Consider the following 24508-nt stretch of genomic DNA (forward strand, 5'->3'; position numbering starts at 1 on the left):
AAGCTTATATCCTGACGAAGGAAGAAGGCGGGCGTCATACGCCGTTCTTCAACAATTACCGTCCACAATTTTACTTCCGGACAACGGATGTGACCGGTGTTGTAAGCCTTAAGTCAGGGACAGAGATGGTTATGCCGGGCGACAATGTGAACATTGACGTTGAGCTTATCGTGCCAATCGCCATGGAAGAGAAGCTCCGCTTCGCTATCCGTGAAGGCGGACGCACCGTCGGCGCCGGCGTCGTCTCTAAGATTACTGATTAAGTCAGTTAAGTAACTCATTTGTCCGGTGCCACCAAGGCGGCGCCGGGTTCGTTGTTTGAAGCGTAAAGATTAGGCCCTGTTATGGATCGTCAAAATATTCGCATCCGGTTGAAAGCCTTCGACCACCGTATTCTCGATACTTCTACCAAGGAGATCGTCTCTACGGCTAAGCGCACCGGTGCTACCGTGCGCGGGCCCATTCCGCTGCCAACCCGGATTGAGCGTTTTACTGTAAACCGCTCACCACATGTTAATAAGAAATCTCGCGAGCAATTCGAGATCCGTACGCATAAGCGTATGCTCGATATCGTGGACCCAACACCACAAACCGTGGACGCGCTGATGAAGCTCGACCTCGCGGCCGGTGTTGATGTTGAAATCAAATTGGGAGCATAGACATGTTACGTACAGGTCTATTAGCAAAAAAACTGGGTATGACCCGCGTCTATGACGATTTGGGTAATCACGTGCCTGTAACTGTCCTTGCTCTAGAGGGCTGTCAGGTCGTGGCTCAAAAAACACAAGAGCGGGATGGCTACACAGCTATTCAGCTTGGGTCGGGTGAAGCGAAACCTAAGCGCGTCTCCAAAGCAGAACGTGAGCGTTTTGCCAAAGCGTCTGTGACGCCCAAGAAAAAGCTCGTCGAATTCCGAGTTGATGCAGAAAATCTGGTTGAGGTTGGTGAAGAGCTAATCGCCGGTCACTTCTTGCCTGGTCAATATGTTGACGTCTCCGGCGTCACTGTGGGTAAGGGGTTTGCTGGTGCGATGAAACGCCACAATTTTGGTGGCCTTCGCGCCACACATGGTGTGTCTATCTCTCACAGATCGCATGGCTCTACCGGTCAGTGTCAGGATCCGGGTAAGGTCTTTAAAGGCAAGAAAATGGCGGGCCATATGGGCGCCGTTCGCCGGACAAACCAGAATTTGGAAATTGCCCGTATCGAAATTGAAGATGGTTTGCTTCTTATTAAAGGCGCAACACCGGGCGCAAAAGGGACATGGCTCGAAGTTCGTGATGCTGTGAAAAAGCCGCAACCGGAAGGTCTTATCTTCCCGGCAGCGACGATGACAGATCGTAAAGAGGCTCTGAAAGCGGCAGACGAAGCCGAAGCAGCGGCCCTGGCGGAAGCGGAAGCAGAAGCCAAGCGCGTTGCAGAAGAGCAAGCGGCAGCCATGGCGGCCACAACTGATGAAGATGGCGGAGAAGGCTAAATGAAACTCGACGTCCAAACACTTGCGGGTAAGGCTTCCGGCTCCGTCGATCTCGACGATGCCATTTTCGCCAATGAGCCCAGAAAAGACATTCTCCACCGTATGGTTCGCTATCAATTAGCGCGTCGTCAGGCTGGTACGCATGAAGTTCAGGAGCGCGGTGACGTTTCCAAGCGTAAAAAACGTATTGGTCGCCAAAAGGGCGGCGGTACGGCGCGTCACGGTAACGGCTCTGTATCCCAGTTCCGCGGCGGTGCAAAAGCGCACGGCCCTCGCGTTCGGTCACATGCTCATGCTTTGCCGAAAAAGCTTCGCGCACTGGCTTTGCGTCATGCTTTGTCTGCCAAGGCCGGCGCCAAAGAGCTCATCATTATTGATGACGCGACGTTGAAGTCTTCCAAGACGGCTGAACTGCGCAAGCAGCTTGCGGCGCTCGGAGCGACAAACGCCCTGATCGTCAGCGGAAGCGAGATTGAAGAAAACTTCGCCAAAGCGGCGCGCAACATTCCAAACCTGGATGTGCTGCCAAGCCAAGGCGCTAACGTATATGACATTCTGAAGCGTCACACACTCGTGTTGACAAAGCAGGCTGTCGCAGATTTGGAGGCTCGTCTAAAATGAGTGTAGCTGCCCGCCATTATGATACGGTGGTCTCTCCGATCATCACAGAGAAGACAACAATCATTTCGGAAAACAACCAGGTTGTTTTCGAAGTGCCGCTGAACGCGTCCAAGCCGGACATCAAAGAAGCTATTGAGCAATTGTTCAAAGTTTCTGTAACGGCTGTGAACACGCTTCGCGTTAAAGGTAAAACCAAACGCTTCCGGGGACGCCCCGGTCGTCGCAATGATGTCAAAAAGGCTGTTGTAACGTTGAAAGACGGCGACAGCATCGACATCGCAACCGGACTGTAGGACAAGAAAATGGCTTTAAAGACATTTAATCCGACCAGCCCTTCACGCCGTCACCTTGTTCGTGTCGACCGTGAAGAGTTACACAAAGGTCGCCCCGAAAAGTCACTGACCGAAGGTCTGACGAAAACAGGTGGCCGTAACAATACAGGTCGTATCACATCTCGTCGTCAGGGCGGTGGTCACAAACGTCTCTATCGTGTTATCGACTTCAAGCGTAACAAGATGGATATGGAAGCGACTGTTCTGCGTTTGGAATATGATCCTAACCGTACGGCTTTCATCGCGCTCGTTGAGTATAAAGACGGTGAAAAAGCATATATCCTTGCGCCGCAACGCCTGTCTGAAGGAGATAAGATTCTCTCTTCTGCCAAAGGTGACGTGAAGCCAGGAAATGCCATGCCTTTGCGCGCTATGCCTGTTGGAACAATTATTCACAATGTTGAACTGAAACCTGGCAAGGGGGGCCAAATGGCTCGCTCCGCCGGTGCTTATGCCCAGCTTGTTGGTCGTTCTGAAGGTTATGCTCAAATTCGTCTGAAGTCTGGCGAAATGCGCATGGTTCACCAGTCCTGCATGGCAACCGTTGGGGCGGTATCCAATCCGGATCACATGAACATCAACCTTGGTAAGGCGGGTCGCAAGCGCTGGCTCGGTAAACGTCCTGCGGTTCGCGGCGTTGCCATGAACCCGGTAGATCACCCGCACGGTGGTGGTGAAGGCCGTACTTCCGGGGGTCGTCACCCAGTGACGCCTTGGGGTAAGCCAACTAAAGGCGCGCGTACTCGCTCGAATAAAGCGACTGACAAATTCATCATTCGTTCGCGTCACGCGAAGAAAAAACGTTAGGGAGCGCGGAGTATGCCACGTTCAGTCTGGAAAGGCCCGTTTGTTGACGGGTATCTGCTTAAAAAAGCCGAAGCCTCTCGCGCAGAGGGTCGTCATAAACCAATCAAGACTTGGTCACGTCGATCAACAATCATGCCGAATTTTGTGGGCCTGACATTTCAGGTTCATAACGGCCAGAAATTTATTCCTGTCCTCATTGACGAGGACATGGTGGGGCACAAGCTCGGCGAATTTGCGCCGACGCGTACTTATTACGGTCACACGGCCGATAAAAAAGCCAAACGGAAGTAGATAGCCATGGCAAAAGAAAAAAATCCACGTCGCGTTGGCGACAAAGAGGCACGCGCCAAGCTGCGCATGATCCGGATCAGCCCTATCAAGCTGAACCTGGTGGCTCAGCTTATTCGGGGCAAAAAAGTCGAGACAGCTTTGGCTGATCTGGAATTTTCGCATAAGCGGATTTCCGGTGAGGTTAAAAAGGTTCTCGAGAGCGCCATTGCGAATGCCGAAAACAATCACGGTCTTGATATCGACTCTCTTGTCGTTTCAGAGGCCTATGTCGGTAAGAACTTTGTGATGAAGCGTTTTCGCGCTCGGGCCCGTGGCCGCGGCGCTCGTATTTTGAAGCCGTTTTCCGAACTGACAATCGTCGTGCGTGAGCAGGATGAAGAGGTCGCGGAAGTCGCGCCGAAGCCAGAGAAGAAGGCCGCCAAAAAGGCTGAGCCGAAATCTGAGAAGAAGGCTGAGAAGAAAGACGCGCCTAAAAAGGCCGAGAAGACAAAAGAGAAGGCTGCGTAATGGGTCAGAAGATTAATCCAATTGGCCTTCGCCTCGGTATTAACCGGACTTGGTCATCTCGCTGGTACGCAAACACGTCCGAATATGGCGATCTGTTGCATCAGGATTTGGCCATTCGTGCATTTTTGGCGTCAGAGCTGAAAAACGCGTCTGTTTCCCGTGTTGTTATCGAACGTCCACACAAGACATGCCGCATCACAATTTACACGGCCCGTCCGGGTGTTGTGATCGGTAAAAAAGGCGCGGACATCGAAGTGCTTCGTAAGAAAGTCGCGTCTATGGTTGACGGCGAAGTGTTCATCAACCTCGTTGAAGTTCGCAAGCCTGAAGTCGATGCGAACCTTGTCGCTGACGGGATTGCCCAACAGCTTGAGCGCCGGGTCTCTTTCCGCCGCGCAATGAAGCGTTCCATGCAATCCGCGATGCGTATGGGCGCAGAAGGCTGCAAGATTAAAGTTGGCGGTCGTCTTGGCGGCGCAGAAATTGCTCGGGTTGAACAGTATCAAGAAGGCTCCGTGCCGCTTCATACAATGCGCGCTGATATTGATTACGGCGTAGCACGCGCGATGACGGCCATGGGTATTATCGGTATTAAAGTTTGGATCAATAAAGGCGAAATCATGGAGCATGACCCATATGCACATGAAAAACGCATGTCTCAGCAGGGCGATACGCGCTCTCGCGGCGGCAATGATCGTGGTGATCGTGGCGGACGTCGTCCGGCACGCGCCAATTAAGATAGAGGCGGAACACAATGTTACAGCCAAAACGTACAAAATTCCGGAAAGCCCATAAGGGCCGGATTAAAGGTCTTGCCAAAGGTGGTTCGGCTTTGAATTTCGGGTCTTACGGCTTGAAAGCCATGGAACCTGAGCGCGTTACCGCCCGTCAGATCGAGGCCACTCGCCGGGCGATCACACGTCACATGAAGCGGGCCGGTCGTGTTTGGATCCGGATTTTCCCGGACGTCCCAGTGACGAAGAAACCAACCGAAGTTCGGATGGGTAAGGGTAAAGGGTCCGTAGAATTCTGGGCGGCCAAAGTGCGTCCGGGTCGGATCATGTTTGAAATTGATGGTGTGCCGGATGATGTTGCGCGCGAAGCGCTGCGTCTCGGAGCGGCCAAATTGCCTGTGAAGACGAAAATCGTCACACGCCCAGGCGAGCAATAGGAGGCGATGATGAAAGCTACTGACGTCAGAGCCATGAGTGCCGATCAGCTCAATGATGAGTTGCTGAAGCTGAAGAAAGAGCAGTTCAATCTGCGTTTTCAAGATGCAACCGGCCAATTAGAAAAGACCGCCCGCGTGCGCCAAGTGCGCCGCGACATTGCGCGGGTCAAAACAATCATGGCGGAAAATAAATCCGCTAAGAAGGCTTAAGGTAGGTCGAGATGCCAAAACGCGTACTTCAGGGCACAGTAGTGTCAGATAAAGGTGAAAAGACGGTTGTGGTCAGAGTTGAGCGCGCCTATTTGCACCCTCTGTTGAAAAAGACGATTCGTCGTTCAAAGCGCTACCATGCGCATGACGAAAAGAATGCTCACAAGAACGGTGACATTGTTCGCATCAGCGAATGTGCGCCAAAGTCAAAATTAAAGCGGTGGGAAGTGGTCTCAGCGTAAGGCTTTTCGCCTCTCGTTGACCCCTCTCATATAAACACGGAGACGTCTCATGATTCAAATGCAGACAAACCTAGAAGTGGCCGATAACTCCGGCGCCCGCCGCGTTCAGTGCATCAAAGTGCTTGGCGGTTCCAAGCGCCGTTATGCACATGTCGGCGATACGATTGTGGTTTCGGTCAAAGAAGCCATTCCGCGCGGCAAAGTTAAAAAAGGCGATGTGCGGAAAGCTATTGTCGTTCGCGTGCGGAAAGATATACAGCGCCGCGACGGATCAGTTATCCGCTTTGACGGCAATGCGGCTGTCATCATCAATAATAATGGTGAGCCGATCGGCACACGGATTTTTGGCCCGGTTCCTCGTGAACTTCGCGCTAAAAACCACATGAAGATCGTCTCTCTGGCTCCAGAGGTACTCTAACCATGGCTGCGAAGATTAAAAAAGGCGACTATGTCGTCGTTATCGCCGGTAAGGATAAAGGCCGTAAGGGCGAAGTCCTCAAGGTCTCGCCGAAAGACGAGAAAGTCGTCGTAAAAGGCATCCGTATGGTCAAGCGTCATGTGCGCCCAAGCCAGATGGATCCGGATGGCGGCATCAAAGAATTCGAAGCGCCGATTCACGTTTCCAACGTGGCGCATCTCGATCCGAAAGAAGATAAACCCACGCGCGTGGGCTTTAAGACGTTGAAAGACGGTAAAAAAGTTCGCGTTGCCAGAAAGTCAGGGGAAGTCATCGATGGCTAAACCGTATGAACCACGCCTCGCGGCGGTCTATCGTGATGAAGTCCGTGCGAAGATGAAAGAACAGTTCGGTTACACGTCCGAAATGCAAGTTCCGCGCATCGAAAAGATCGTGTTGAACATGGGCATTGGCGAAGGTGTTGGAGATAAGAAAAAAGTTCAGGCCGCAATGGAAGAGCTTGAATTGATCTCCGGTCAAAAACCTGTTCCCTGCGTTGCGAAAAAGTCGATTGCCGGCTTCAAGCTTCGTGACGGAATGGTGATTGGCACCAAAGTGACTTTACGCCGCGATAAGATGTATGAATTTCTCGATCGTCTGGTCAACATTGCGTTGCCACGTGTACGAGACTTCCGGGGCCTGAACGGTAAAAGCTTTGACGGTCATGGTAACTATGCCATGGGCCTAAAAGAGCACATCGTTTTCCCGGAAATCGATTATGATAAAGTTGATTCCGTTCGCGGAATGGACATCGTGGTGCAAACAAGCGCCCCAACAGATGAAGAAGCCAAGGCATTACTGGCCGCGTTCTCATTCCCTTTCAGAAACTGATCTGAACGGAATTAGAGCGAACGCAGTAAGCAAAGCGGGACGCTAGGCAATCAAGTCTAGGTCTTTGCAAACAGGAGACTATTAAATGGCTAAAGTAAGCTCAGTCGAGCGCAATCTTAAGCGTCAGCGTCTTGTGGCAAAATATGCCGCCAAGCGCGCTCTGCTCAAAGATATCGCCCGCAACAAGGATCTGCCGGTTGAAGAGCGCTTTCAGGCGCAGCTGAAACTCGCGGCTCTGCCCCGTAATTCTGCCGAAACCCGTATCCGCAACCGTTGCCAGGTCACCGGTCGTCCGCGTGGGTATTATCGTAAAATGAAAATGTCCCGTATTGCGCTTCGCGATTTGGGCTCCATGGGCCTTATTCCCGGCCTTGTAAAATCTAGCTGGTAGAGGAGAGACCCGATGTCATTTTCAGATCCTCTCGGAGATATGCTGACGCGTATCCGTAACGCTATCTTGCGTAATCGGTCCTCCGTTATGACTCCTGCGTCTAATTTGCGTGGCCGCGTCCTCGACGTGCTGGCCGATGAAGGCTTTATTCGTAGCTATGAAGAAACAACAGACGAAGCCGGTTTCCGGGCGTTTAATGTTGAGTTGAAATATTTTGAAGGCGAAGCCGTTATTCGCGAAATTAAGCGTATCTCCAAACCTGGACGTCGCGTTTATTCTTCCGTGAAGACACTTCCCCAGGTCCGTAACGGGCTTGGTATTGCCATCCTGTCCACCCCTAAAGGCGTTATGAGTGACGCGGCGGCTCGTGAAAACAATGTCGGCGGCGAAGTTCTTTGCCAGGTGTCATAGGAGAGTTTTATGTCACGTATTGGTAAAAGACCGGTCAAGGTTGTTGATGGTGTAGATCTGACTTCAAAGGGTCAGCTTGTTTCCGTCAAAGGCCCAAAGGGTGAGCTAAGCTTCACACTTCCAGAAGCCGTTAAGGGCTCTCTGAAAGATGGTGAGTATACACTTACAACAGTTGAGGGCGCTAAAAACGCCAGTGCCATGTGGGGCATGAGCCGCACTATGGTTGAAAATATGATCCAAGGTGTTACGAACGGCTTTTCGAAAGAGCTTGAGCTTCGCGGCGTTGGGTACAGAGCGTCGATGAAAGGCAATGATTTGTCTATGCAGCTCGGCTTCTCTCACGATGTTGATTTTACACCGCCTGAGGGCATTAAAATCGAAGCGCCAAAGCCGACACAGGTTATCGTGTCTGGCATTGATAAGCAGCAAGTCGGTCAAGTTGCCGCGAAAATTCGCGGATTTCGGACTCCAGAGCCTTATAAAGGCAAGGGCGTTCGTTATCTGGGCGAATTTGTACGCAGCAAGGAAGGTAAGAAGAAGTAGTCATGAAATCTGCTCGCAAATCAATGATGCGCCGCGCCGAACGTGTTCGTCGCCGCCTCAAAAAACACGCCCAAGGGCGTCCGCGTTTGTCTGTGTTCCGGTCTGACAAGAATATTTCTGTTCAGATCATCGATGACACGACAGGCACAACTCTCGCCTCTGCGTCCACACTCGAAGATAAATCGAAAAAAGGCTCGGATGTCAAAGCGGCTGCCCGTATCGGGAAGCTGATTGCTGAACGGGCTAATAAAGCCAAGGTTGGCGACGTCATTTTTGACCGAGGCGCTTATCTTTATCACGGCCGGGTGAAAGCTCTGGCCGAAGCGGCTCGCGAAGCCGGACTGAAATTCTAAGGGATCGATGATGGCACGTAATAACGACAATCGCCGTGGCCGCGACGACGATCAAGATAATGAATTCGTCGACCGCTTGGTCCATATTAACCGCGTTGCGAAAACCGTAAAAGGCGGACGCAATATGTCATTTGCCGCTCTCGTAATCGTGGGCGACGAAAAAGGCCGTGTTGGTTTTGGTAAGGGTAAAGCCCGTGAGGTGCCTGAGGCCATTCGCAAGGCGTCTGAAGAAGCTAAAAAGACAATGATCCGCGTTCCTCTTCGTGAAGGCCGCACTTTGCATCATGACGTTCGCGGTCGCCACGGCGCCGGCAAAATTGTCATGCGCTCAGCGCCTCCCGGAACCGGTGTTATTGCCGGCGGTCCAATGCGGGCTGTTTTGGAATGTCTAGGCGTTCAGGACGTGGTTGGTAAATCTGTTGGCACGTCTAACCCATACAACATGGTGCGGGCGACTTTCGATGCGCTGAAGCGTATGGAGAGCCCGCGGACAATCGCCAATAAGCGCGGCAAAAAAGTCGCCGAGATTGTCGAGCGCCGTAAAGATGGTGCGTCAGCACCTGAAGCGCTCGAAGCTTAAGGACAAAGATCATGGCGAAGAAAACAACATTGACTGTCCGTCAGACCGGTTCGGCCACTCGCCGTAAGCCGGATCAGCGTGCGACCCTTGTCGGTCTCGGCCTTGGCCGCATCGGCAAAAGCCGTACATTGGAAAATACACCTAGCGTTCGCGGCATGATTGCCAAGGTCGCTCACATGGTGAAAATTGTAGAAGAGTAGTCTTCTGCCCTGTTGGGTAGATGAAACCTCTTGGAGAAAACAAATGCGTTTGAACGAACTCTCAGATAATCCCGGCGCCACTAAAGAGCGTAAGCGGGTTGGCCGTGGTATCGGTTCCGGTACCGGCAAAACAGGTGGCCGTGGTGTCAAAGGTCAGAAGTCACGCTCCGGTGTGGCGATTAAAGGCTTTGAAGGCGGTCAAATGCCTATCCACATGCGTCTGCCTAAGCGCGGCTTTAATAAGCCAAACCGTAAGCGTTTTGCAGAGCTTTCTATTGCCAGCCTGAACCGCGCTATTGAGTCCGGTAAAATTGACGGCAAATCAGATATGGATGCAGCCGCCCTTGTTGAAGCCGGCGTTCTTCGCCGTTCATTCGACGGCGTTCGCCTTATCGGTAAGGGCAAATTGTCCAAGGCCGTCAAATTGACAGTTTCTGGCGCAACACCTGCTGCGACAAAAGCTGTTGAAGATGCCAAAGGCTCTGTCACTGTTGTCGAAGATAAAATGGAACGCCGCGAAAAAGGCGTCAAAGCTGACAGATCTTCTAAGGTTTCTAAGGCTGATAAAAAAGCAGCGAAAGCTTCTGCGGCTCCGGCTAAAGAAGAAAAGAAACCTGCTGCGAAAAAGCCTGCTAAAAAAGCCGCGGCTAAAAAAGAGCCGGCGAAGAAGGCTGAAAAATCTGATGACGTGTCAGATTATCTTGAGCCGACACAGGAATATGACACCAAGGCGGACAATGCCGACGTAACCAAGATTGAAAAATATCTCGGAGCGTCACTATCTAACCGCGACAGCAAATATGTTTCCTGTTCGGATGAAACCGAACTTGATACGATTGTCAAAGGCTTCATGAAGAAGAAACTCGGCGTCGAAGACAAAGATGAGGCTCTGGAAAAAGTCAAAGCCGTTTGCGAAACAATGAAGCCGACACGCATGAAAAACCGTGTTACCTTCTATTATCTGCTCGCGAAAAACGAAGGCAAGCTCGGCGACCTTTAAACGCCTTCATCAAGACCCTATCTGTAACGGATAGGGTTTAATTTTCTTCAGAAGGCGGGAGACGTTCAATGGCATCAGCGTCAGAACAATTAGCAGCTAACATGAATCTTGGCGTATTTGCCAAGGCGAAAGAACTGCAGCAAAGACTGCTCTTCACACTCGGAATTCTGATTGTTTACCGTATCGGGACGTTTGTTCCGATTCCGGGTATGGATATGGATGCCTTTCAGACGGCTTTCTCCTCTGGCGGGGGCGGTCTTCTTACGCGTCTTAATATGTTTGCGGGCGGCGCGGTCGAAAGAATGGCGATTTTCGCGCTCAACGTGATGCCTTACATTTCTGCGTCTATTATTATGACGCTGATGAAGGGGTCCATCCCTTCATTGAAAGAGCTTGATAAAGACGGCGAACAAGGCCGTAAGCAAATCAACCAGTATACGCGTTACCTGACCGTCTTCCTGGCCGCTTTTCAGGCCTTCGGTATTGCGCGGGCTCTGCAGGGAACGCCTGACGCGGTTATTAATCCTGGGCTTTTCTTTCAAGCGTCGACAGTTATTACCCTAGTTGGAGGCACTATGTTCCTCATGTGGATGGGCGAGCAGGTAACGGCGAGAGGCGTCGGTAACGGGGTTTCACTGATTATTTTCGCCGGGATCGTCGCAGAATTACCAAAAGCGATTTTCCAAGCGTTTGAGTTAAACCAGCAAGGTACAGTCTCTGAACTGCTCTTACTTTTCCTTATTGTCCTGTTTATCGGTCTCTCAATGTTGATTGTCTATGTGGAAAGAGCGCAAAGACGATTATTGGTACAATATCCTAAGCGACAAATGGCGGGCGGAAAAACCTTTGGCGGCGAGAGCTCCTTCATGCCGCTCAAGCTGAATACGGCCGGCGTTATCCCTCCAATTTTCGCCAGTTCTCTTTTGCTCCTTCCAGCAACGCTCGGTCCTATCATGATGAATAGCGGCGGCGAGCAGGGTACGGGTGTCGTTGGTACGATATTGGCCTTTATATCCTATGGGTCACCACTTTATCTGACGCTATATGGCATTCTGATCATCTTCTTCTGTTTCTTTTATGTACCTTATGTCTTCAAGCCGGATGATGTAGCAGACAATCTTCGCAAGAATGGCGGATTCCTTCCGGGTATCCGTCCGGGTAAGCGGACTGCTGACTATCTTTCATATGTCCTTTCCCGCTTAACCTTTATCGGCGCTGTCTATGTGGCCTTTGTCTGTGTGTTGCCTGAATTGATTATTGCACGTCAGGGCGGCGCAATCCCGCCTTCTGTTGCGATGTTGATCGGCGGTATGAGCTTGTTGATTATTGTCTCAGTGACACTTGATACTGTGGCTCAAATCCAATCGCATCTGGTGGCTCACCAATATGAGGGATTGATCAAGAAGTCCCGTATGCGCCGGCGGAATCGGTAGGTCAGCGCTATGATGAATCTGGTTCTCTTTGGTCCTCCTGCTGCAGGAAAAGGCACTCAATCCAAACGTCTGGTACAGGAACGCGGATTGATTCAGCTTTCCACAGGCGACATGCTCCGCGCGGCTCGCGCGTCCGGCACAGAGCTTGGAAAAAAAGTTGCCGGCATTATGGATCGCGGCGATCTGGTTTCAGATGAAATCGTTGTCGCCTTGATTGAAGAGCAGCTTGACGCCCATCCAGACGCTAAAGGTTTTATTTTTGACGGTTTTCCAAGAACTGTTGAGCAGGCCAAGGCTCTTGATGCGGCGCTTGAAAAACGGGGCCATGCCGTTGACCGGGTTATTCGCCTTCGCGTTGATGACCAGGCTTTGATGGACAGAATCACCAAGCGTTTTGCCGAAGAAGGTCGCAAGGATGACAATCCGGAGAGTTTTTCGATTCGGCTTGAAAACTACAATAAACAGACAGCACCGCTCCTGCCTTACTATGCGGCTCAGGGAAAACTGAGCGAAGTTGACGGTATGGCGGACATTGAAACGGTGTCGTCAAACATTAACCGCGTCTTACTCGCGGATGAGGGGGCAAAAGCCCCAAAAAAGAAGGGATTCCTCGCTCGCCTCTTCTCATAGCGGGAAATGGCTGAAGAATCTCATGAAACTATGGCTGCTCCTGCTTGACGGCAGGAGGGGTTAAGACTAAGTAACCCGCTTTCGCGGACGGTTCGATTATCGCTCGCCCCTTTTGCTATGGGGTGAGCTAAGCGTTCAGGACCTACCGCACGCAGGATTGATTAGGAGGCCAAAAGTGGCTCGTATTGCTGGGGTAAATATCCCGACTAATAAGCGCGTAGAAATTGCTCTGCGTTACATTCACGGCATCGGTCCCTCAACGGCGGCTGAAATCTGCGAAAAAGTCGGCATTGCGCACGACCGTCGTGTGCATGACCTGACGGATCAGGAGATCCTTCAAATCCGTGAAACAATTGACTCAACCTATCAGGTTGAAGGTGATCTGCGTCGTGAGCGTTCCCAAAACATTAAGCGCTTGATGGATATGGGTAACTATCGCGGTCTCCGTCATCGTCGTGGTCTGCCGGTTCGCGGTCAGCGCACACACACAAATGCTCGTACACGCAAAGGCCCTGCAAAGGCCATTGCCGGCAAGAAGAAGTAGGTAAGCTCAGATGGCAAAAGAACCCGCCCGTATCCGCCGCGCCCAACGTAAAAATATTACGTCTGGCGTTGCGCATGTGAACTCGACTTTCAACAATACAATGATCACTATCACGGATGCCCAAGGCAATACCGTGGCGTGGTGTTCTGCTGGTGGCATGGGCTTTAAGGGCTCACGTAAATCCACTCCTTATGCGGCTCAGGTCGCTGCAGAAGAAGCAGGCCGTAAGGCTGCTGACCACGGCATGACAACATTGGAAGTCAATGTGAACGGTCCTGGTTCCGGTCGCGAAAGTGCAGTTCGTGCTTTGCAGGCTGCTGGATTTACGATCACGACAATTCGTGACGTAACGCCTATCCCCCATAATGGCTGCCGCCCCCCTAAACGTCGCCGCGTTTAACCTGGGCCAAGCCGGCCTGTCCTTTCAGACAGGCCTTTCCGGCGCGACGTCTGCTCATTCAGGGCCGACACCGACGCACCGACACTGATAACAAAAGGCAAAAATTGTGATTGAGAAAAATTGGCAAGAACTTATCCGCCCGATCAATCCAGAGATTGAACCCGGTCGTGATCCAGAGCGTAAAGCAATCGTCACCGCTGAACCGCTGGAGCGTGGCTTTGGTATGACGCTTGGGAACGCGCTTCGCCGCGTTCTTCTGTCCTCTTTACAGGGAGCCGCTGTCTCTGCTGTTCAGATTGACGGGATTGTCCATGAATTTACATCTATCCCGGGTGTCCGCGAAGATGTCACCAATGTCGTGCTAAACCTAAAAGGTTTGGCGGTGCGTATGCATGTTGAAGGCCCTAAAAAGCTTTTGCTTCGTAAGACGGGCGCAGGTCCTGTCACAGGCGCAGACATCGAAGAAACGGCTGATGTTGAAATTCTCAACAAAGACCACATCATCTGCACGGCCGATGAAGGTGCAGACATCCGTATGGAATTGACGGTCACAACCGGTAAAGGTTACGTCCCTGCCGCTGAAAGCCGCCCAGAAGATGCGCCAATTGGTTTGATTTCCATTGATGCGCTTTACTCTCCCGTCAAACGCGTGGCTTACCGCGTTGAAGATACTCGGGAAGGTCAGGTTCTGGATTACGATAAACTGATTATCGATATTGAAACCAACGCCGCCGTGACGCCTGAAGATGCTGTCGCTGTTGCCGCCCGCATTTTGCAAGACCAGTTTCAGGTCTTCGTCAACTTTGACGATCCAGAAGACATGTCCCGCGGCGAAGAAAAACCAGAACTCGACTTCAATCCTGCGCTATTGCGTAAGGTTGACGAGCTTGAACTTTCTGTCCGCTCTGCCAACTGTCTGAAAAATGACAATATCGTTTATATCGGCGATCTGATTCAAAAGTCCGAAGCCGAAATGCTACGCACACCGAACTTTGGTCGTAAGTCTCTGAACGAGATCAAAGAAGTGCTTGCCGCCATGGGTCTGCACCTCGGAATGGATGCGCCAAATTGGCCGCCGGAAAATATTGAAGACCTTGCCAAGAAATATGACGACCACATTTAGGTCGCCCTGAACACTAAGAGGATAAAGCCATGCGTCATAAAATGGCCCATCGTAAACTGAACCGCACTGCGAGCCACCGCAAAGCTATGTTCGCTAATATGTCATCCAGCCTCATCGAGCATGAGCAGATCGTGACAACGCTTCCTAAGGCGAAAGAACTTCGCCCTTTCGTTGAGAAGCTTGTGACGCTTGCCAAAAAAGGTGACTTGAACAGCCGCCGTATTGCGATTGCTCGCACTCGGAATAAAGAGCAGTCTAAAAAGCTTTTTGACGTCCTCGGACCCCGTTATGCGGACCGTCAGGGCGGATATATCCGTATCATGAAAGCCGGTTTCCGCTATGGCGATAACGCGCCTATGGCCGTAATCGAATTTGTGGACCGCGACGTTGAGGCAAAGGGCAAGGTCGACCGGGAACGCATGGCCGAGGTCGAAGACGCGTAAACTGTCGTCTTAACTCTATACGAATTTAAAAACCCGTCCTTAGAGGCGGGTTTTTTATTGTGCAATAAACTCATTTTGACTTCTAAAATATGTGAACGGAAAAACGAGGGGGGAACGATTAACTCCAATGCTTCGTTTATAATATATATTTCAATCAGGAGTCCTATATGACCCGTTCGTTTAAACTAGTTTTATTAGCCGCTACAGCAGGTTTAACGCTTGCCGCCTGTGGAGGGCAGACTGAGCAGGAAACGCCTCCTGACAGTCTAAATGCAGAGAGCATGGCCACAAATATCTCAGAAGCTGAGACTGAGACGTCAGAAACATCTTCTATGACGGAAGAGGGGGATCCGGCAGAAGCGCAACAGGCTAGCTCCGCTAGTAGCTCCGAGATGAAGCAGGCTTATAATGAGTTCCTACAATCCTATGTGATACCGTCAAATGGTGTGAATCTAGTCGCATATGCGGATGTGACAGAAGCCGATGCCGCGGCTTTACAAGGATATATTGAAAACCTTGCAAACACCGATATCAGTACGTTCTCCGAAGACGAAAAAATGGCGTATTGGTTTAACCTCTACAATGCTGTGACTTTGGATCTTATTCTGGACAATTATCCCATCGACTCCATCAAAGATATTGATGACCCTTGGGGCCAGAAACTGGTCAATGTGAGAGGCGCAACAATGAGTCTTGATGAAATTGAACATGACACTTTACGGGAAAATTATGATGAACCGCGCATTCATTTTGCCGTGAATTGTGCTTCAATTGGGTGTCCCAATCTTAAGCAGACAGCCTGGGAAGCGGAGACACTCGAGACAGATTTAGATCAAGCCGCGAGGGATTATATTGCCAGTTCACGCGGAATAATGATTAATGGCGACGATATCCAAGCCTCTAGTATATTTGATTGGTATGAGGAGGATTTCGGCGCCGATGAAGAAGAAGTCCTGACATATCTTTCACAATTTGCCACGGGAGAGAAAAAATCCGCGATGCAAAATGCAAATGATATAAGTGATTACGAGTATGACTGGTCACTCAACGTCGCAAAATAATGGAAATGAAAACCCGCTCAAATGGCGGGTTTTTTAATGCCGCGACTTCGGCTCACTCATTCGTGTCCAACACTTGATTCGCAGCTGACGTAAGTTTTGGTAATGAGAAAAGTAAGATTTAACTCGAAGTGAGATAATGATAAAATTTTCAAATATAGCCGCAATGACGCTTATAACGGCGTCCATGTTTTTTTCACTCTGGCCATCTCATGCCTTAGCCCAAAACAATATAGCGTCTGAAAAAATGCCCCAAGAAAGTGAAACAAAAGGTGCGGAAACTGAAGTGAATGCACCTTATAATCAATTTCTGGCGAAATATGTTTCGCAAAAAGACGGCATAAACCTCGTCGCTTATGACAAAGTAACAGACGATGATGAGCGTTTATTAGAGAGTTATATCGAAAAACTCTCTCAGACAGATATTTCGGAATTCTCGAGAGAGCAGATATTGGCTTATTGGTTTAACCTCTATAATGCTAAAACTTTAGATCTTATTCTTGATAACTATCCCATTAAATCCATACGTAAAATTGGTTTTCTGACGGGACCTTGGGATAAGGATATTCTGACTGTCAGAGGCCAGGAGATGAGCCTTAATAATATTGAACACGATATTGTTCGAAAAACCTATGACGAGCCGCGCGTTCACTTCGCTTTTAACTGCGCGTCTATCGGGTGCCCAAATCTGAAAAAAACGGCATGGGAAGCGCAGACTCTAGACGCCGATCTCACCCAAGCGGCAAAAGATTACATATTAAGCGCGCGTGGCGTGAGCATTGAAGCCAACGGCGATATTACCGTCTCAAGCATTTTCAAATGGTACAAAGAAGATTTTGGTCAGAGCGAAGCGGACATCATTACCTATCTCGCAACCTACGCAGAGGGCGATAAGAAAGCCGCGCTCGAACAAGCAAGTGAGATAGAAGATTACGATTATGATTGGTCACTCAATATTACCGGATAACGATATCTTGTAATATTTCTTTCCATACTAAAAAGGCACCCTACTTTTTAGTAGAATGCCTTAGAATGAGTAGTCTTTTTCTGAAGGAACTATTGCGTAACTAATCTTTCCAATTTTTCAAGACGGGCCTCCTGAGCCTCTACCCGGGATTGTAATGCTCTCTTTTCGTCATTCAATTGCGCAATATAAATATGAGCTTTTTCAAGTTCGTTGAGCATACGGCCTAATTTATCAGTCAGATTAATGGGTTTATTTTCTTCTGTTGGTCCCACATTCGGTAAAAACTTTTTAGAAAACATTTCTTCTGCATGCTCTTGAATGGTCTGAAGATCATAATCTGGGTCGAAAACAGCGTCACACCCTGATCCACAAGTTCCACCCGCCGTCGTAATAGAGCCTTCAAGTGTCACATTGCCTCCAGTATCAATTCTAAATTCTGGCATAGTTGAATCGTCAAAGGCCAAGAATAGATTATTGCTTTGGAGTTGTAGACCAGCTCCAAAAGTAGATCCGGACTCATCCAAACGAAAAGCAGCGATAGGCCCGGAATTTTCCAATCTTACTTGTTGGCCTTTGATATGGAGGTCAGCGGCTGGTGCGTCTGTTCCCAGCCCGATATCGCCTTCGGAATCAATAAAAAGTGAATTCTCTGGGGCGCCGGGTTTTGACCTAAAAAAGAGTTGGCTTGAATTGGTTACATCACGAATGAAGAAATTTGCTTCGTTAGACGCGATGTCATAAGTTTGCGGTGTAAAACCTGAAGAGCCATTTTGTTCAAGTCTTATGGTTGGAGAGTCGCCGTCGACTACGTGCAGTTCGACCACTGGGTTTGACGTCCCTAAACCCACATCCCCGTCATTTTCTACATACAGTGAATTGGCCGCTGCACCAGCCTCTATCGTGAAGGGACGTCGTCCTGCAGTTGCATCTTCAATGCTGAAATAACTCGCCCCGCCGTTATTTGTATCATTTATAGTGATACGCCAATCATTGCTCGGAAAACTTGCGGAATTGCTTGTGTCATCGAAATGGATGCGAAGGTTGTTTTCCTTAAGTCTAACCGTATCAAACCCAAAATTTTCACCATTCACACAGTCATTTCCAACGCAAAGGCTAAAGCTAATGATTGTGTCATCATTATGCAGGATGTCCGTTTGTGCGGGCATGGCCATAGAGCCAGCTGCCAATACTGAGAAAATGCCTACGGATACCTTAAGTCTATTAATAGATGTCATCAGTCTGCCCTTTATTTGTCAAAAAACTCTAGGAAAGACCGATTGGGCCTGTTCGTTTCGGTTTGTTCTTCTTGGATAGAATCGGGGGCTACGATAGAGCCGTTCAAAACTTGAAAAGTGCCCGATTCTGTCGTGGATTTGTTTATAAATTCAGGTTGCCTATCCCCTCGGCCATTATTTAATCCCATTGGATTGGCGCGTACACGCTCATTTGTAGAGCCCGTCATTTCCCACTTATATAGACCATCCTGCAGATTTCCTTTTTTAGATAGAGCAATAAAAGGAGAGCCATATTCAGCATGTTCTTTAGTGTAATATCCATCTGGTCCGGATACCACAATTGTCATATTTGAGAGTTTAGTAGAAGTTTGAATCTGCAAGCTATTGGCTCCGAAAATGGGATCCGCAGCAGTAGCCAATCCGGAAGAGAGTAAGAGAGTTGTAAAAACGACCCCTGTAAAACTGGTGAAAGATTTCATGTTACACATCCCATATTTTCGGTGCCAATGCACTTAAAATTCTGGCTTACGAGGGACTATGCAAATTTAAGAATTTATCCTGCCCCCTAGGATAACATTCATAACATATTAGCCAAATATATCCGCTAAAAGACATATCTAACTATTACGTTTTGTCAACAATTTAAAAAGTTAAGGCGGCTCTATTGAGTATTTGCTTAAGCTAGGCCCATAACGTAAAACTCAATAGATTTATCTAAGCCTTTACTGGTTTAAGTATGATTGCCTTGAAAAAAGAACTGTGTAAAACGACTTGCAATAGTTAGAGGGGCGAGGGGATGCATTCCTTTATTAAAAAAGGAACGGGAATACGTTTTATATTGGCGTTTCTGTTGCTTGCCTTAATAACTTACTTTTTCTGGACGTCTTCACGATATCCTGCTCTTGATGACAAAGCCATGATGGCCGGAGAGATTCACCTTGAAGACCCGTTGAGTTTTGAGGCTCACTGGACTGTTGATCCTGACTTTCCAATCTGGAAAAAAATCATCTACACAACCGGAAATTGGATTCATACGAACCGGAAAGGTATGTTTTTCGGCATTCTGATCGGATCCGCCTTTCTAACTCTGATGCGTTATTTGGCCAGAATGAGTTTCAAAAACGCGTATACCAATGCATTTTTAGGTATGTTTTTGGGTGCACCCTTAGGTGTTTGCGTAAATTGTGCCGCTCCAATTGCAAAGGGACTATATAAAGGAGGAGCCAGGGTTGAGACAATGTTGGCAGCAATGATTGCGTCGCCAACTTTAAACATAGTTGTCTTAACGATGCTGTTTAGTATTCTGCCGTTCTATTTAGCGATTACCAAGTTAGTTCTGTGTTTTGTCGTGATATTGATTGTTGTCCCGACGCTATGTTTTTGGCTTCGGGAGGATGAACGGCAATTGCCTGTCTTAAATCAACGCGGCGATGTGAACATGTCTTGTGAGGTTAATTTAAGGCAGGAAAGCTTGGGATCATCTGTCGTTGGTTTTACACGCGATTATATATCCGATCTTTGGTACATCATTAAACTCACCTTACCACTTATGATTTTAGCGGGTTTTCTTGGGGCTATCGTTGCCACTTTAATTCCGTTGGAAATGTTGAATAACCTCAAATTTGGCCTATTAGGTCTCTTGATTATTGCTTTGATTGGAACCTTTCTACCCGTTCCGATTGCTTTCGATGTTGTTATATGCGGGGCATTATTAGCAGGGGGCCTGGCTGTTGGATCGGTAATGACCCTATTGTTTACCTTAGGGATTTTCAGTATTTACTCCTTTTTCATCGTGGGACAGTCGGTTTCAGTTAAAATTGCGGGTCTGCTAGGGGCGGCCATCATTTTGATAGGGGCAGGCTCAGGGTTTGCGGTTAGCCACTGGCATGCGAGCCAAACAGAAAACGCTTTGGAAATTTTGCAATCTGAAGCCCTTCCTTTAAATTCACCTGTTGATCGGGCTTCGGTCCTGTTGGCAAACAATGATGCCGATAGCGATACTCTATCGGCAACTCTTCCGACCATTGATGCTGAAATTATAATTGAGTCTGTAGCTTTTAATTCCAGATCAAAATCCGGGGAAAAGCCATTCACAAGGTTGGAAGCTCAGGAAATTGGAATAAGTCAGCCGATAGAATTTTCTATTAGAGATATGTGGCCACCTTTTTGGGAGGGGCGGAGTATTTCTGGCGGTGATATCGATCTTGATGGAGATAATGACCTAGTTCTGGCCTCTACGGTAAACGGTCTATATTTTTATAAAAACGATGGACAGGGTAAATTTGAAAAACATGATGTTAATTTAGGCAAAATTTCTGATTGGCCTATATTCAATGCTGCTCTAGTGGATTTCAATAACGATGGCTGGTTGGATATTTTCCTGACAACCTATCAAAAGGGAAATTATATTCTCTGGAACCAAGAAGGCCTTTTTTCTGAAACTAAATTGACCGCTGTGAAGAATAACCCCGATGCCTTGCTGTCCTTGGCGTTGAGTTTTGGCGACGTTGATAAAGATGGATATATTGATTCCGCTATCGGAAACTGGGCGGCCGGCTGGTATCGCCGTATTCCAGGCGAGGAGTCGCGAAACCGTCTCATTATAAATGACAAGGGGCGTATGAGCGGCGATCAATATACTGATTTACCAGGTCTTCCGGGCGAAACGCTTTCGATATTATTAAGCGATATAAATGGAGATGCTAATTTAGATCTTTTAGTAGGAAACGATTTTGAGGTTCCGGACTTCTATTATTATGGTGACGGCCAGGGGGAATTTTCCCAAATTTTCAGAAATGATAATGTTATCCCGTTTACGACCAACACAACAATGGGGATTAAGACCCACGATCTGGATAATGATTTAATTCCTGAAATTTACAGCGTCCAAATTGCAGGACGGGCTTCCGGAATTTCTGACCGATTAAATATGCAGCCTATAGAGAATTATTGTGCTTCGATTAAAAGCAAAGTCCAGAAAGATCTTTGTCAGAAAAATATGGACATAAAGAGTTGGTATAAATCCGGGAACAACTTCAACCCATCTTACGCCAAGAAATGTCTGGAGCTTGATCCGGTTTATATGGCGGAATGTAAAGCGATGCTCATAAAGGATTTGGCTATTCAAGCCCAGGATCCGGAATTATGCGAGCTGATAAAATTGGATCAGAGCATTATTAAATCGTTCTGTAATATTCACTTTAAGCCGTCCAGAAAATTGACGGTAGAGGATCTTACCCAAAACCTTCTTCAAGTTAAAAAACAGAATGTGCTGTTAAAACGTAAAGCCGACGGGCGGTATGACGAAGTAACGAATAAATACGGGCTCGGAGTTGGGGGGTGGAGTTGGGATACAAAAATAGCAGATTTCAATAATGATGAGTGGTCTGATGTTTTTATTGTCAACGGAACTTGGGTTCCGAATGATTTTACACCGTCAAACATGTTTTATTTAAATGATGGCGCCGCCGGATTTTCGGAAAAAGCGGTTGAATATGGACTTGAAGACTACTTAATGACAGCGGCGGCTTTGCGTATGGATATTGATCATGACGGAGATCTGGACATTCTGACAGTGCCAGTTAACGGCCCGGTACAAGCTTATATAAATAATGAACAGATGGGGCAGGCAATCGGCTTTCGGCTACGAGACAAGATTGGGAATAGATATGGTCTGGGAGCCAAGATCAAAGTTTATTACGGTCCGGATGGCAATAAACATCAGCGCCGGGAAATTCAATCCGGCGGTGGGTTTCAGTCTTTCGACTCAAGTGATGTCCATTTCGGCTTAGGAGCAAACAAAACAATCTCAAGAGTTGAAATAGATTGGGTTGATGGAAGTTCATCAGTGATTGATGAGCCGCTAAAAACAGGGGCTACCTATATTGTCACGCGTGAAACCTTCTAAGGCTTAGGGTTCTACTATATTTAAGCTTTTTATTGAAAGCGCCTGCGCTTCGTTGACCTGATCAGGAGTCATTTTTTTTGTAAGCTGGTCTCTCAACTCTCTAGAATCGGCCCAGTTTCTGAAGGCTGCCAGATTTATCCATTTATAAGCAATGACAAAATCTTGAGGAACCGACCGTCCTTCAATATAGAGTTGGCCCAGTTTATATTGGGCAGAAGGGTTTCCTGAATTTGCTTCACTTTCTATGGATGAAAGTGAGTCAGAAGGGCTTGATTTTTGCCCTGAATTAGACTTCAGATCACTTAAATTTCCGGCTTTCCTGTACCATTTTTTTGCTTCTTCTTCGTCGAGCCTTACTCCGAAACCGTTTTCATAAAGGACACCCAAATTGGTCATGGCGTTGGCGAGGCCATTATTCGCTGCCAACTTATACCACTTGGCGGCTTGTGAGTAATCTTGCTGCACCCCGAGCGCTTTCGCATAGAGCGTCCCAAGGTTATTCTGCGCCCGGCTGTCATTTTGAGTTGCTGCCCGGAGATACCATTGATGAGCCTTTTTGTAATCCTGCGGTACAATCTTGCCTTCCTGATAGAGTACCCCAAGATTTGTTTGAGAGTCGGCATAGCCTTGCTGTGCTGCCAGCTTGTAATATCGGAACGCCTTTTTACCTTCTGCTTGGGGAATGAGCCCTTTTTCATGCAGTAAAGCTAGAGAATGCTGTGCGAACATGTTCCCGTTAATTGCAGCAAATTCATATCTCAGGGCCGCCTCATTATAATCCTGCGTCACACCATATCCGGTCGCATGCAGATCACCTAACAACCGGGATGATTCAACATGGCCCTGTTCCGCCGCTCTTAAAAACCACATGGCGGCAAGTTTGTAATTTTGGGGGACCCCATACCCATGTGTATATCGAGTTGCTATTTCGAATTGAGCCTGAGAATTTCCTGTTCCCGCTAAATTTTGGAGGGATACTGGCAATTCACCTGCCGTTCCAGGTGAAGGGGCAGAGAGGCTTTTTGTGCTCGATTGGGCAAGAACTGGTCCAGATAAACCGTAATTCAAGAGGAAAGTAAGCGAGAGAACCAAGCTCACATTAATTCCGATCCTTAGCTTCATTTGGAATTTGGATTTTGCCGATTTATCCACTCCCGAGCCATTTTTTGAGCGCTCGCTATTTGTTCGGGTGTCATCAATCGGGAATATGTCTCTCGGTCCTCAATAGCTTTGTCCACACCACTCGCAGCAGATAAGTTCGTCCACATATGTGCTTTGACATAATCCTGTTCTACACCTCTGCCCATCGCGAAAGCCCGGCCAATTGCGTATTGAGCTAACGCAGAGCCCTGTTCCGCCGCGAGCAGATAAATAGCTGAGGCTTTTTCATCATCCTGCTGGAGACCAACTCCGCCGGCGTAAAGTTTGCCTAATTTCCACAAATTTTCGGGGCTACTTTCTTCGGCAAGGCGTTTATACCGCTCTGCTGCTTGCTCATTTCCTTGCTCGGCTGCCAAGTAATAAAGTTCGGCGGCCTTTTGTTCATTTTGCTCTACACCTTTTCCGTGAAAGTAGAGAAACCCCAGAATAAGTTGAGCTTTATCATATCCTTGAGCGCTTGCTGATTTCAAAAAGTTTACACCACGCTCCATTTCTTGCGGCGTAGGGTCTGGCTTCTGAAGAAGTTGGAAGCCAACTAAATATTGCGCTCTTTTATCGCCGCCTTCTGCCGCACTGTTCAGATACTGGAAAGCTGTTTCGACATTTTGAGGGACGGATTTCCCTTCTAGATAAATCATGCCTATGGTGTTCTGGGCTTCAACATTTCCCTGTTCGGCCGCATCGCGGAAATATTTTAGGGCTTGATCAAGATTTTGTTCAATCCCTGATCCGCTTTCCAGCATTAACCCGACCTGAAACTGAGCTTTTGCATAATTCTGATCGGCCGACTTTTTGAACCATTCATAGGCACTCGAATAATCCTGTGGAATGCCGCGGCCCACAAGATAGGAGACACCCAAACTATATTGTGCTTCCTTTAGTCCGGACTCCGCTGCTTGTTCAACCCATTTGATAGACTTGTCCAAATCAGTTTCAATACCTTGGCCACTTGCATACATATCTCCCACAAGTAATTGCGCCGCCGCATCCCCATCCTCTGCCAAGGGTTTTAACGAGGAAAAAGCTTCCTCATAATTCTGATTGTTATAGGCTTGCTTTGCGGAGTCAAAAATGGCGGTATTTTGCCTGTCCTGCTCGGAACACCCTCCCAAAAGCGTTCCGGCCATCAATAAAGAGAATGAGATGTATTTTAACGTCATGTAAGTCTCATAAAGAAGAAAAA

General features: G+C 48.4%; 33 protein-coding genes and 2 pseudogenes. 31 read left to right on the top strand and 4 right to left on the bottom strand.

All coding sequences use genetic code 11. The features are described 5' to 3' along the window. From tuf to ACN0IC_RS10800, 30 genes and pseudogenes are all read left to right on the top strand, one after another. Positions 1-263: pseudogene (gene tuf / locus ACN0IC_RS10655) on the top strand (elongation factor Tu); the annotation flags it as partial. 81 nt (positions 264-344) lie between these two features. Continuing rightward, on the top strand, positions 345-659 hold the full coding sequence (rpsJ, locus tag ACN0IC_RS10660; RefSeq protein WP_271558963.1) for a 30S ribosomal protein S10: 315 nt from the start codon (positions 345-347) through the stop codon (positions 657-659). Positions 660-661: 2 nt separating this feature from the next. After that, positions 662-1477 carry a 50S ribosomal protein L3 gene (gene rplC / locus ACN0IC_RS10665; RefSeq protein ID WP_416878767.1) on the top strand — a complete coding sequence of 272 codons (816 nt, stop codon included), beginning with the start codon at positions 662-664 and terminating at the stop codon, positions 1475-1477. Next, positions 1478-2098 (top strand): 50S ribosomal protein L4, encoded by a 621-nt coding sequence (gene rplD, locus ACN0IC_RS10670; RefSeq protein WP_416878768.1) that lies wholly within the window; start codon positions 1478-1480, stop codon positions 2096-2098. Further along, complete coding sequence (locus ACN0IC_RS10675) at positions 2095-2391, top strand: 50S ribosomal protein L23 (RefSeq protein ID WP_416878769.1); 297 nt, start codon at positions 2095-2097, stop codon at positions 2389-2391. Before rplD ends, ACN0IC_RS10675 begins: the two co-directional genes overlap by 4 nt. A 9-nt stretch (positions 2392-2400) precedes the next feature. Beyond that, entirely contained in the window at positions 2401-3237 is an 837-nt protein-coding gene (rplB, locus tag ACN0IC_RS10680) for a 50S ribosomal protein L2 (protein WP_416878770.1), read from the top strand. A gap of 12 nt (positions 3238-3249) precedes the next feature. Further along, positions 3250-3528 carry a 30S ribosomal protein S19 gene (rpsS, locus tag ACN0IC_RS10685; RefSeq protein WP_416878771.1) on the top strand — a complete coding sequence of 93 codons (279 nt, stop codon included), beginning with the start codon at positions 3250-3252 and terminating at the stop codon, positions 3526-3528. Between the two features lie 6 nt (positions 3529-3534). Further along, positions 3535-3909, top strand: a pseudogene (gene rplV / locus ACN0IC_RS10690) (50S ribosomal protein L22); the annotation flags it as partial. A gap of 125 nt (positions 3910-4034) precedes the next feature. Then, a complete protein-coding gene (rpsC, locus tag ACN0IC_RS10695; protein ID WP_416878772.1) occupies positions 4035-4772 on the top strand; it encodes a 30S ribosomal protein S3 in 738 nt (245 codons plus the stop codon). A 17-nt stretch (positions 4773-4789) separates the two neighbouring features. Then, on the top strand, positions 4790-5206 hold the full coding sequence (rplP, locus tag ACN0IC_RS10700; RefSeq protein ID WP_415809875.1) for a 50S ribosomal protein L16: 417 nt from the start codon (positions 4790-4792) through the stop codon (positions 5204-5206). Between the two features lie 9 nt (positions 5207-5215). After that, complete coding sequence (rpmC, locus tag ACN0IC_RS10705; RefSeq protein WP_416878773.1) at positions 5216-5416, top strand: 50S ribosomal protein L29; 201 nt, start codon at positions 5216-5218, stop codon at positions 5414-5416. Positions 5417-5427: 11 nt separating this feature from the next. Beyond that, entirely contained in the window at positions 5428-5658 is a 231-nt protein-coding gene (rpsQ, locus tag ACN0IC_RS10710; protein WP_416878774.1) for a 30S ribosomal protein S17, read from the top strand. A 49-nt stretch (positions 5659-5707) separates the two neighbouring features. After that, positions 5708-6076 (top strand): 50S ribosomal protein L14, encoded by a 369-nt coding sequence (gene rplN / locus ACN0IC_RS10715; protein ID WP_121100254.1) that lies wholly within the window; start codon positions 5708-5710, stop codon positions 6074-6076. Between the two features lie 2 nt (positions 6077-6078). Continuing rightward, positions 6079-6399: a 50S ribosomal protein L24 gene (gene rplX, locus ACN0IC_RS10720; protein ID WP_416878775.1), complete on the top strand. Its 321-nt coding sequence runs from the start codon at positions 6079-6081 to the stop codon at positions 6397-6399. Continuing rightward, positions 6392-6946 carry a 50S ribosomal protein L5 gene (gene rplE / locus ACN0IC_RS10725; protein ID WP_416878776.1) on the top strand — a complete coding sequence of 185 codons (555 nt, stop codon included), beginning with the start codon at positions 6392-6394 and terminating at the stop codon, positions 6944-6946. The genes rplX and rplE overlap by 8 nt, the downstream gene beginning before the upstream one ends. An 85-nt stretch (positions 6947-7031) precedes the next feature. Continuing rightward, on the top strand, positions 7032-7337 hold the full coding sequence (rpsN, locus tag ACN0IC_RS10730; protein WP_416878777.1) for a 30S ribosomal protein S14: 306 nt from the start codon (positions 7032-7034) through the stop codon (positions 7335-7337). 12 nt (positions 7338-7349) lie between these two features. Beyond that, positions 7350-7748: a 30S ribosomal protein S8 gene (gene rpsH / locus ACN0IC_RS10735; protein ID WP_416878778.1), complete on the top strand. Its 399-nt coding sequence runs from the start codon at positions 7350-7352 to the stop codon at positions 7746-7748. A gap of 9 nt (positions 7749-7757) precedes the next feature. Further along, positions 7758-8291: a 50S ribosomal protein L6 gene (rplF, locus tag ACN0IC_RS10740; protein WP_416878779.1), complete on the top strand. Its 534-nt coding sequence runs from the start codon at positions 7758-7760 to the stop codon at positions 8289-8291. Positions 8292-8293: 2 nt separating this feature from the next. Further along, positions 8294-8644: a 50S ribosomal protein L18 gene (gene rplR, locus ACN0IC_RS10745; protein ID WP_416878780.1), complete on the top strand. Its 351-nt coding sequence runs from the start codon at positions 8294-8296 to the stop codon at positions 8642-8644. A 10-nt stretch (positions 8645-8654) separates the two neighbouring features. Continuing rightward, positions 8655-9224 carry a 30S ribosomal protein S5 gene (rpsE, locus tag ACN0IC_RS10750; protein WP_415809866.1) on the top strand — a complete coding sequence of 190 codons (570 nt, stop codon included), beginning with the start codon at positions 8655-8657 and terminating at the stop codon, positions 9222-9224. An 11-nt stretch (positions 9225-9235) separates the two neighbouring features. Further along, positions 9236-9424, top strand: a complete 189-nt coding sequence (rpmD, locus tag ACN0IC_RS10755; RefSeq protein WP_416878781.1) for a 50S ribosomal protein L30 — start codon at positions 9236-9238, stop codon at positions 9422-9424. Between the two features lie 43 nt (positions 9425-9467). Beyond that, on the top strand, positions 9468-10424 hold the full coding sequence (rplO, locus tag ACN0IC_RS10760) for a 50S ribosomal protein L15 (protein WP_416878782.1): 957 nt from the start codon (positions 9468-9470) through the stop codon (positions 10422-10424). Between the two features lie 68 nt (positions 10425-10492). Then, the gene (gene secY, locus ACN0IC_RS10765; RefSeq protein WP_416878783.1) at positions 10493-11857 is read left to right on the top strand and encodes a preprotein translocase subunit SecY; all 1365 of its coding nucleotides are present in this window, start codon (positions 10493-10495) and stop codon (positions 11855-11857) included. Between the two features lie 12 nt (positions 11858-11869). Next, positions 11870-12487, top strand: a complete 618-nt coding sequence (locus ACN0IC_RS10770) for an adenylate kinase (RefSeq protein ID WP_416878828.1) — start codon at positions 11870-11872, stop codon at positions 12485-12487. A 175-nt stretch (positions 12488-12662) separates the two neighbouring features. Then, positions 12663-13031 carry a 30S ribosomal protein S13 gene (gene rpsM / locus ACN0IC_RS10775; RefSeq protein ID WP_416878784.1) on the top strand — a complete coding sequence of 123 codons (369 nt, stop codon included), beginning with the start codon at positions 12663-12665 and terminating at the stop codon, positions 13029-13031. A gap of 10 nt (positions 13032-13041) precedes the next feature. Next, positions 13042-13431, top strand: a complete 390-nt coding sequence (gene rpsK / locus ACN0IC_RS10780) for a 30S ribosomal protein S11 (RefSeq protein ID WP_415809862.1) — start codon at positions 13042-13044, stop codon at positions 13429-13431. A gap of 106 nt (positions 13432-13537) precedes the next feature. Further along, positions 13538-14554 carry a DNA-directed RNA polymerase subunit alpha gene (locus tag ACN0IC_RS10785; protein WP_416878785.1) on the top strand — a complete coding sequence of 339 codons (1017 nt, stop codon included), beginning with the start codon at positions 13538-13540 and terminating at the stop codon, positions 14552-14554. Positions 14555-14583: 29 nt separating this feature from the next. Further along, positions 14584-14997 carry a 50S ribosomal protein L17 gene (gene rplQ, locus ACN0IC_RS10790; RefSeq protein ID WP_416878786.1) on the top strand — a complete coding sequence of 138 codons (414 nt, stop codon included), beginning with the start codon at positions 14584-14586 and terminating at the stop codon, positions 14995-14997. 167 nt (positions 14998-15164) lie between these two features. Further along, positions 15165-16058 carry a DUF547 domain-containing protein gene (locus tag ACN0IC_RS10795; RefSeq protein WP_416878787.1) on the top strand — a complete coding sequence of 298 codons (894 nt, stop codon included), beginning with the start codon at positions 15165-15167 and terminating at the stop codon, positions 16056-16058. A gap of 136 nt (positions 16059-16194) precedes the next feature. Continuing rightward, on the top strand, positions 16195-17022 hold the full coding sequence (locus ACN0IC_RS10800; protein WP_416878788.1) for a DUF547 domain-containing protein: 828 nt from the start codon (positions 16195-16197) through the stop codon (positions 17020-17022). An 89-nt stretch (positions 17023-17111) separates the two neighbouring features. On the opposite strand, the gene ACN0IC_RS10805 is transcribed toward ACN0IC_RS10800, so the two are convergent. Together ACN0IC_RS10805 and ACN0IC_RS10810 are read right to left on the bottom strand one after the other, a co-directional pair. Continuing rightward, positions 17112-18257: a hypothetical protein gene (locus tag ACN0IC_RS10805; RefSeq protein WP_416878789.1), complete on the bottom strand. Its 1146-nt coding sequence runs from the start codon at positions 18255-18257 to the stop codon at positions 17112-17114. 11 nt (positions 18258-18268) lie between these two features. Continuing rightward, positions 18269-18736 carry a hypothetical protein gene (locus ACN0IC_RS10810; protein WP_416878790.1) on the bottom strand — a complete coding sequence of 156 codons (468 nt, stop codon included), beginning with the start codon at positions 18734-18736 and terminating at the stop codon, positions 18269-18271. A 317-nt stretch (positions 18737-19053) separates the two neighbouring features. Here ACN0IC_RS10810 and ACN0IC_RS10815 point away from each other — a divergent pair, with 317 nt between their 5' ends. Continuing rightward, positions 19054-22164, top strand: coding sequence for an FG-GAP-like repeat-containing protein (locus ACN0IC_RS10815; protein ID WP_416878791.1), 3111 nt, complete (start codon positions 19054-19056; stop codon positions 22162-22164). Positions 22165-22167: 3 nt separating this feature from the next. On the opposite strand, the gene ACN0IC_RS10820 is transcribed toward ACN0IC_RS10815, so the two are convergent. Together ACN0IC_RS10820 and ACN0IC_RS10825 are read right to left on the bottom strand one after the other, a co-directional pair. Continuing rightward, a complete protein-coding gene (locus tag ACN0IC_RS10820; protein WP_416878792.1) occupies positions 22168-23316 on the bottom strand; it encodes an SEL1-like repeat protein in 1149 nt (382 codons plus the stop codon). Further along, positions 23283-24485, bottom strand: coding sequence for a tetratricopeptide repeat protein (locus ACN0IC_RS10825; RefSeq protein WP_416878793.1), 1203 nt, complete (start codon positions 24483-24485; stop codon positions 23283-23285). Before ACN0IC_RS10825 ends, ACN0IC_RS10820 begins: the two co-directional genes overlap by 34 nt. Positions 24486-24508: the final 23 nt, after the last annotated feature.

The organism is Litorimonas sp. (assembly GCA_029936425.1).
Lineage (GTDB): Bacteria > Pseudomonadota > Alphaproteobacteria > Caulobacterales > Maricaulaceae > Litorimonas.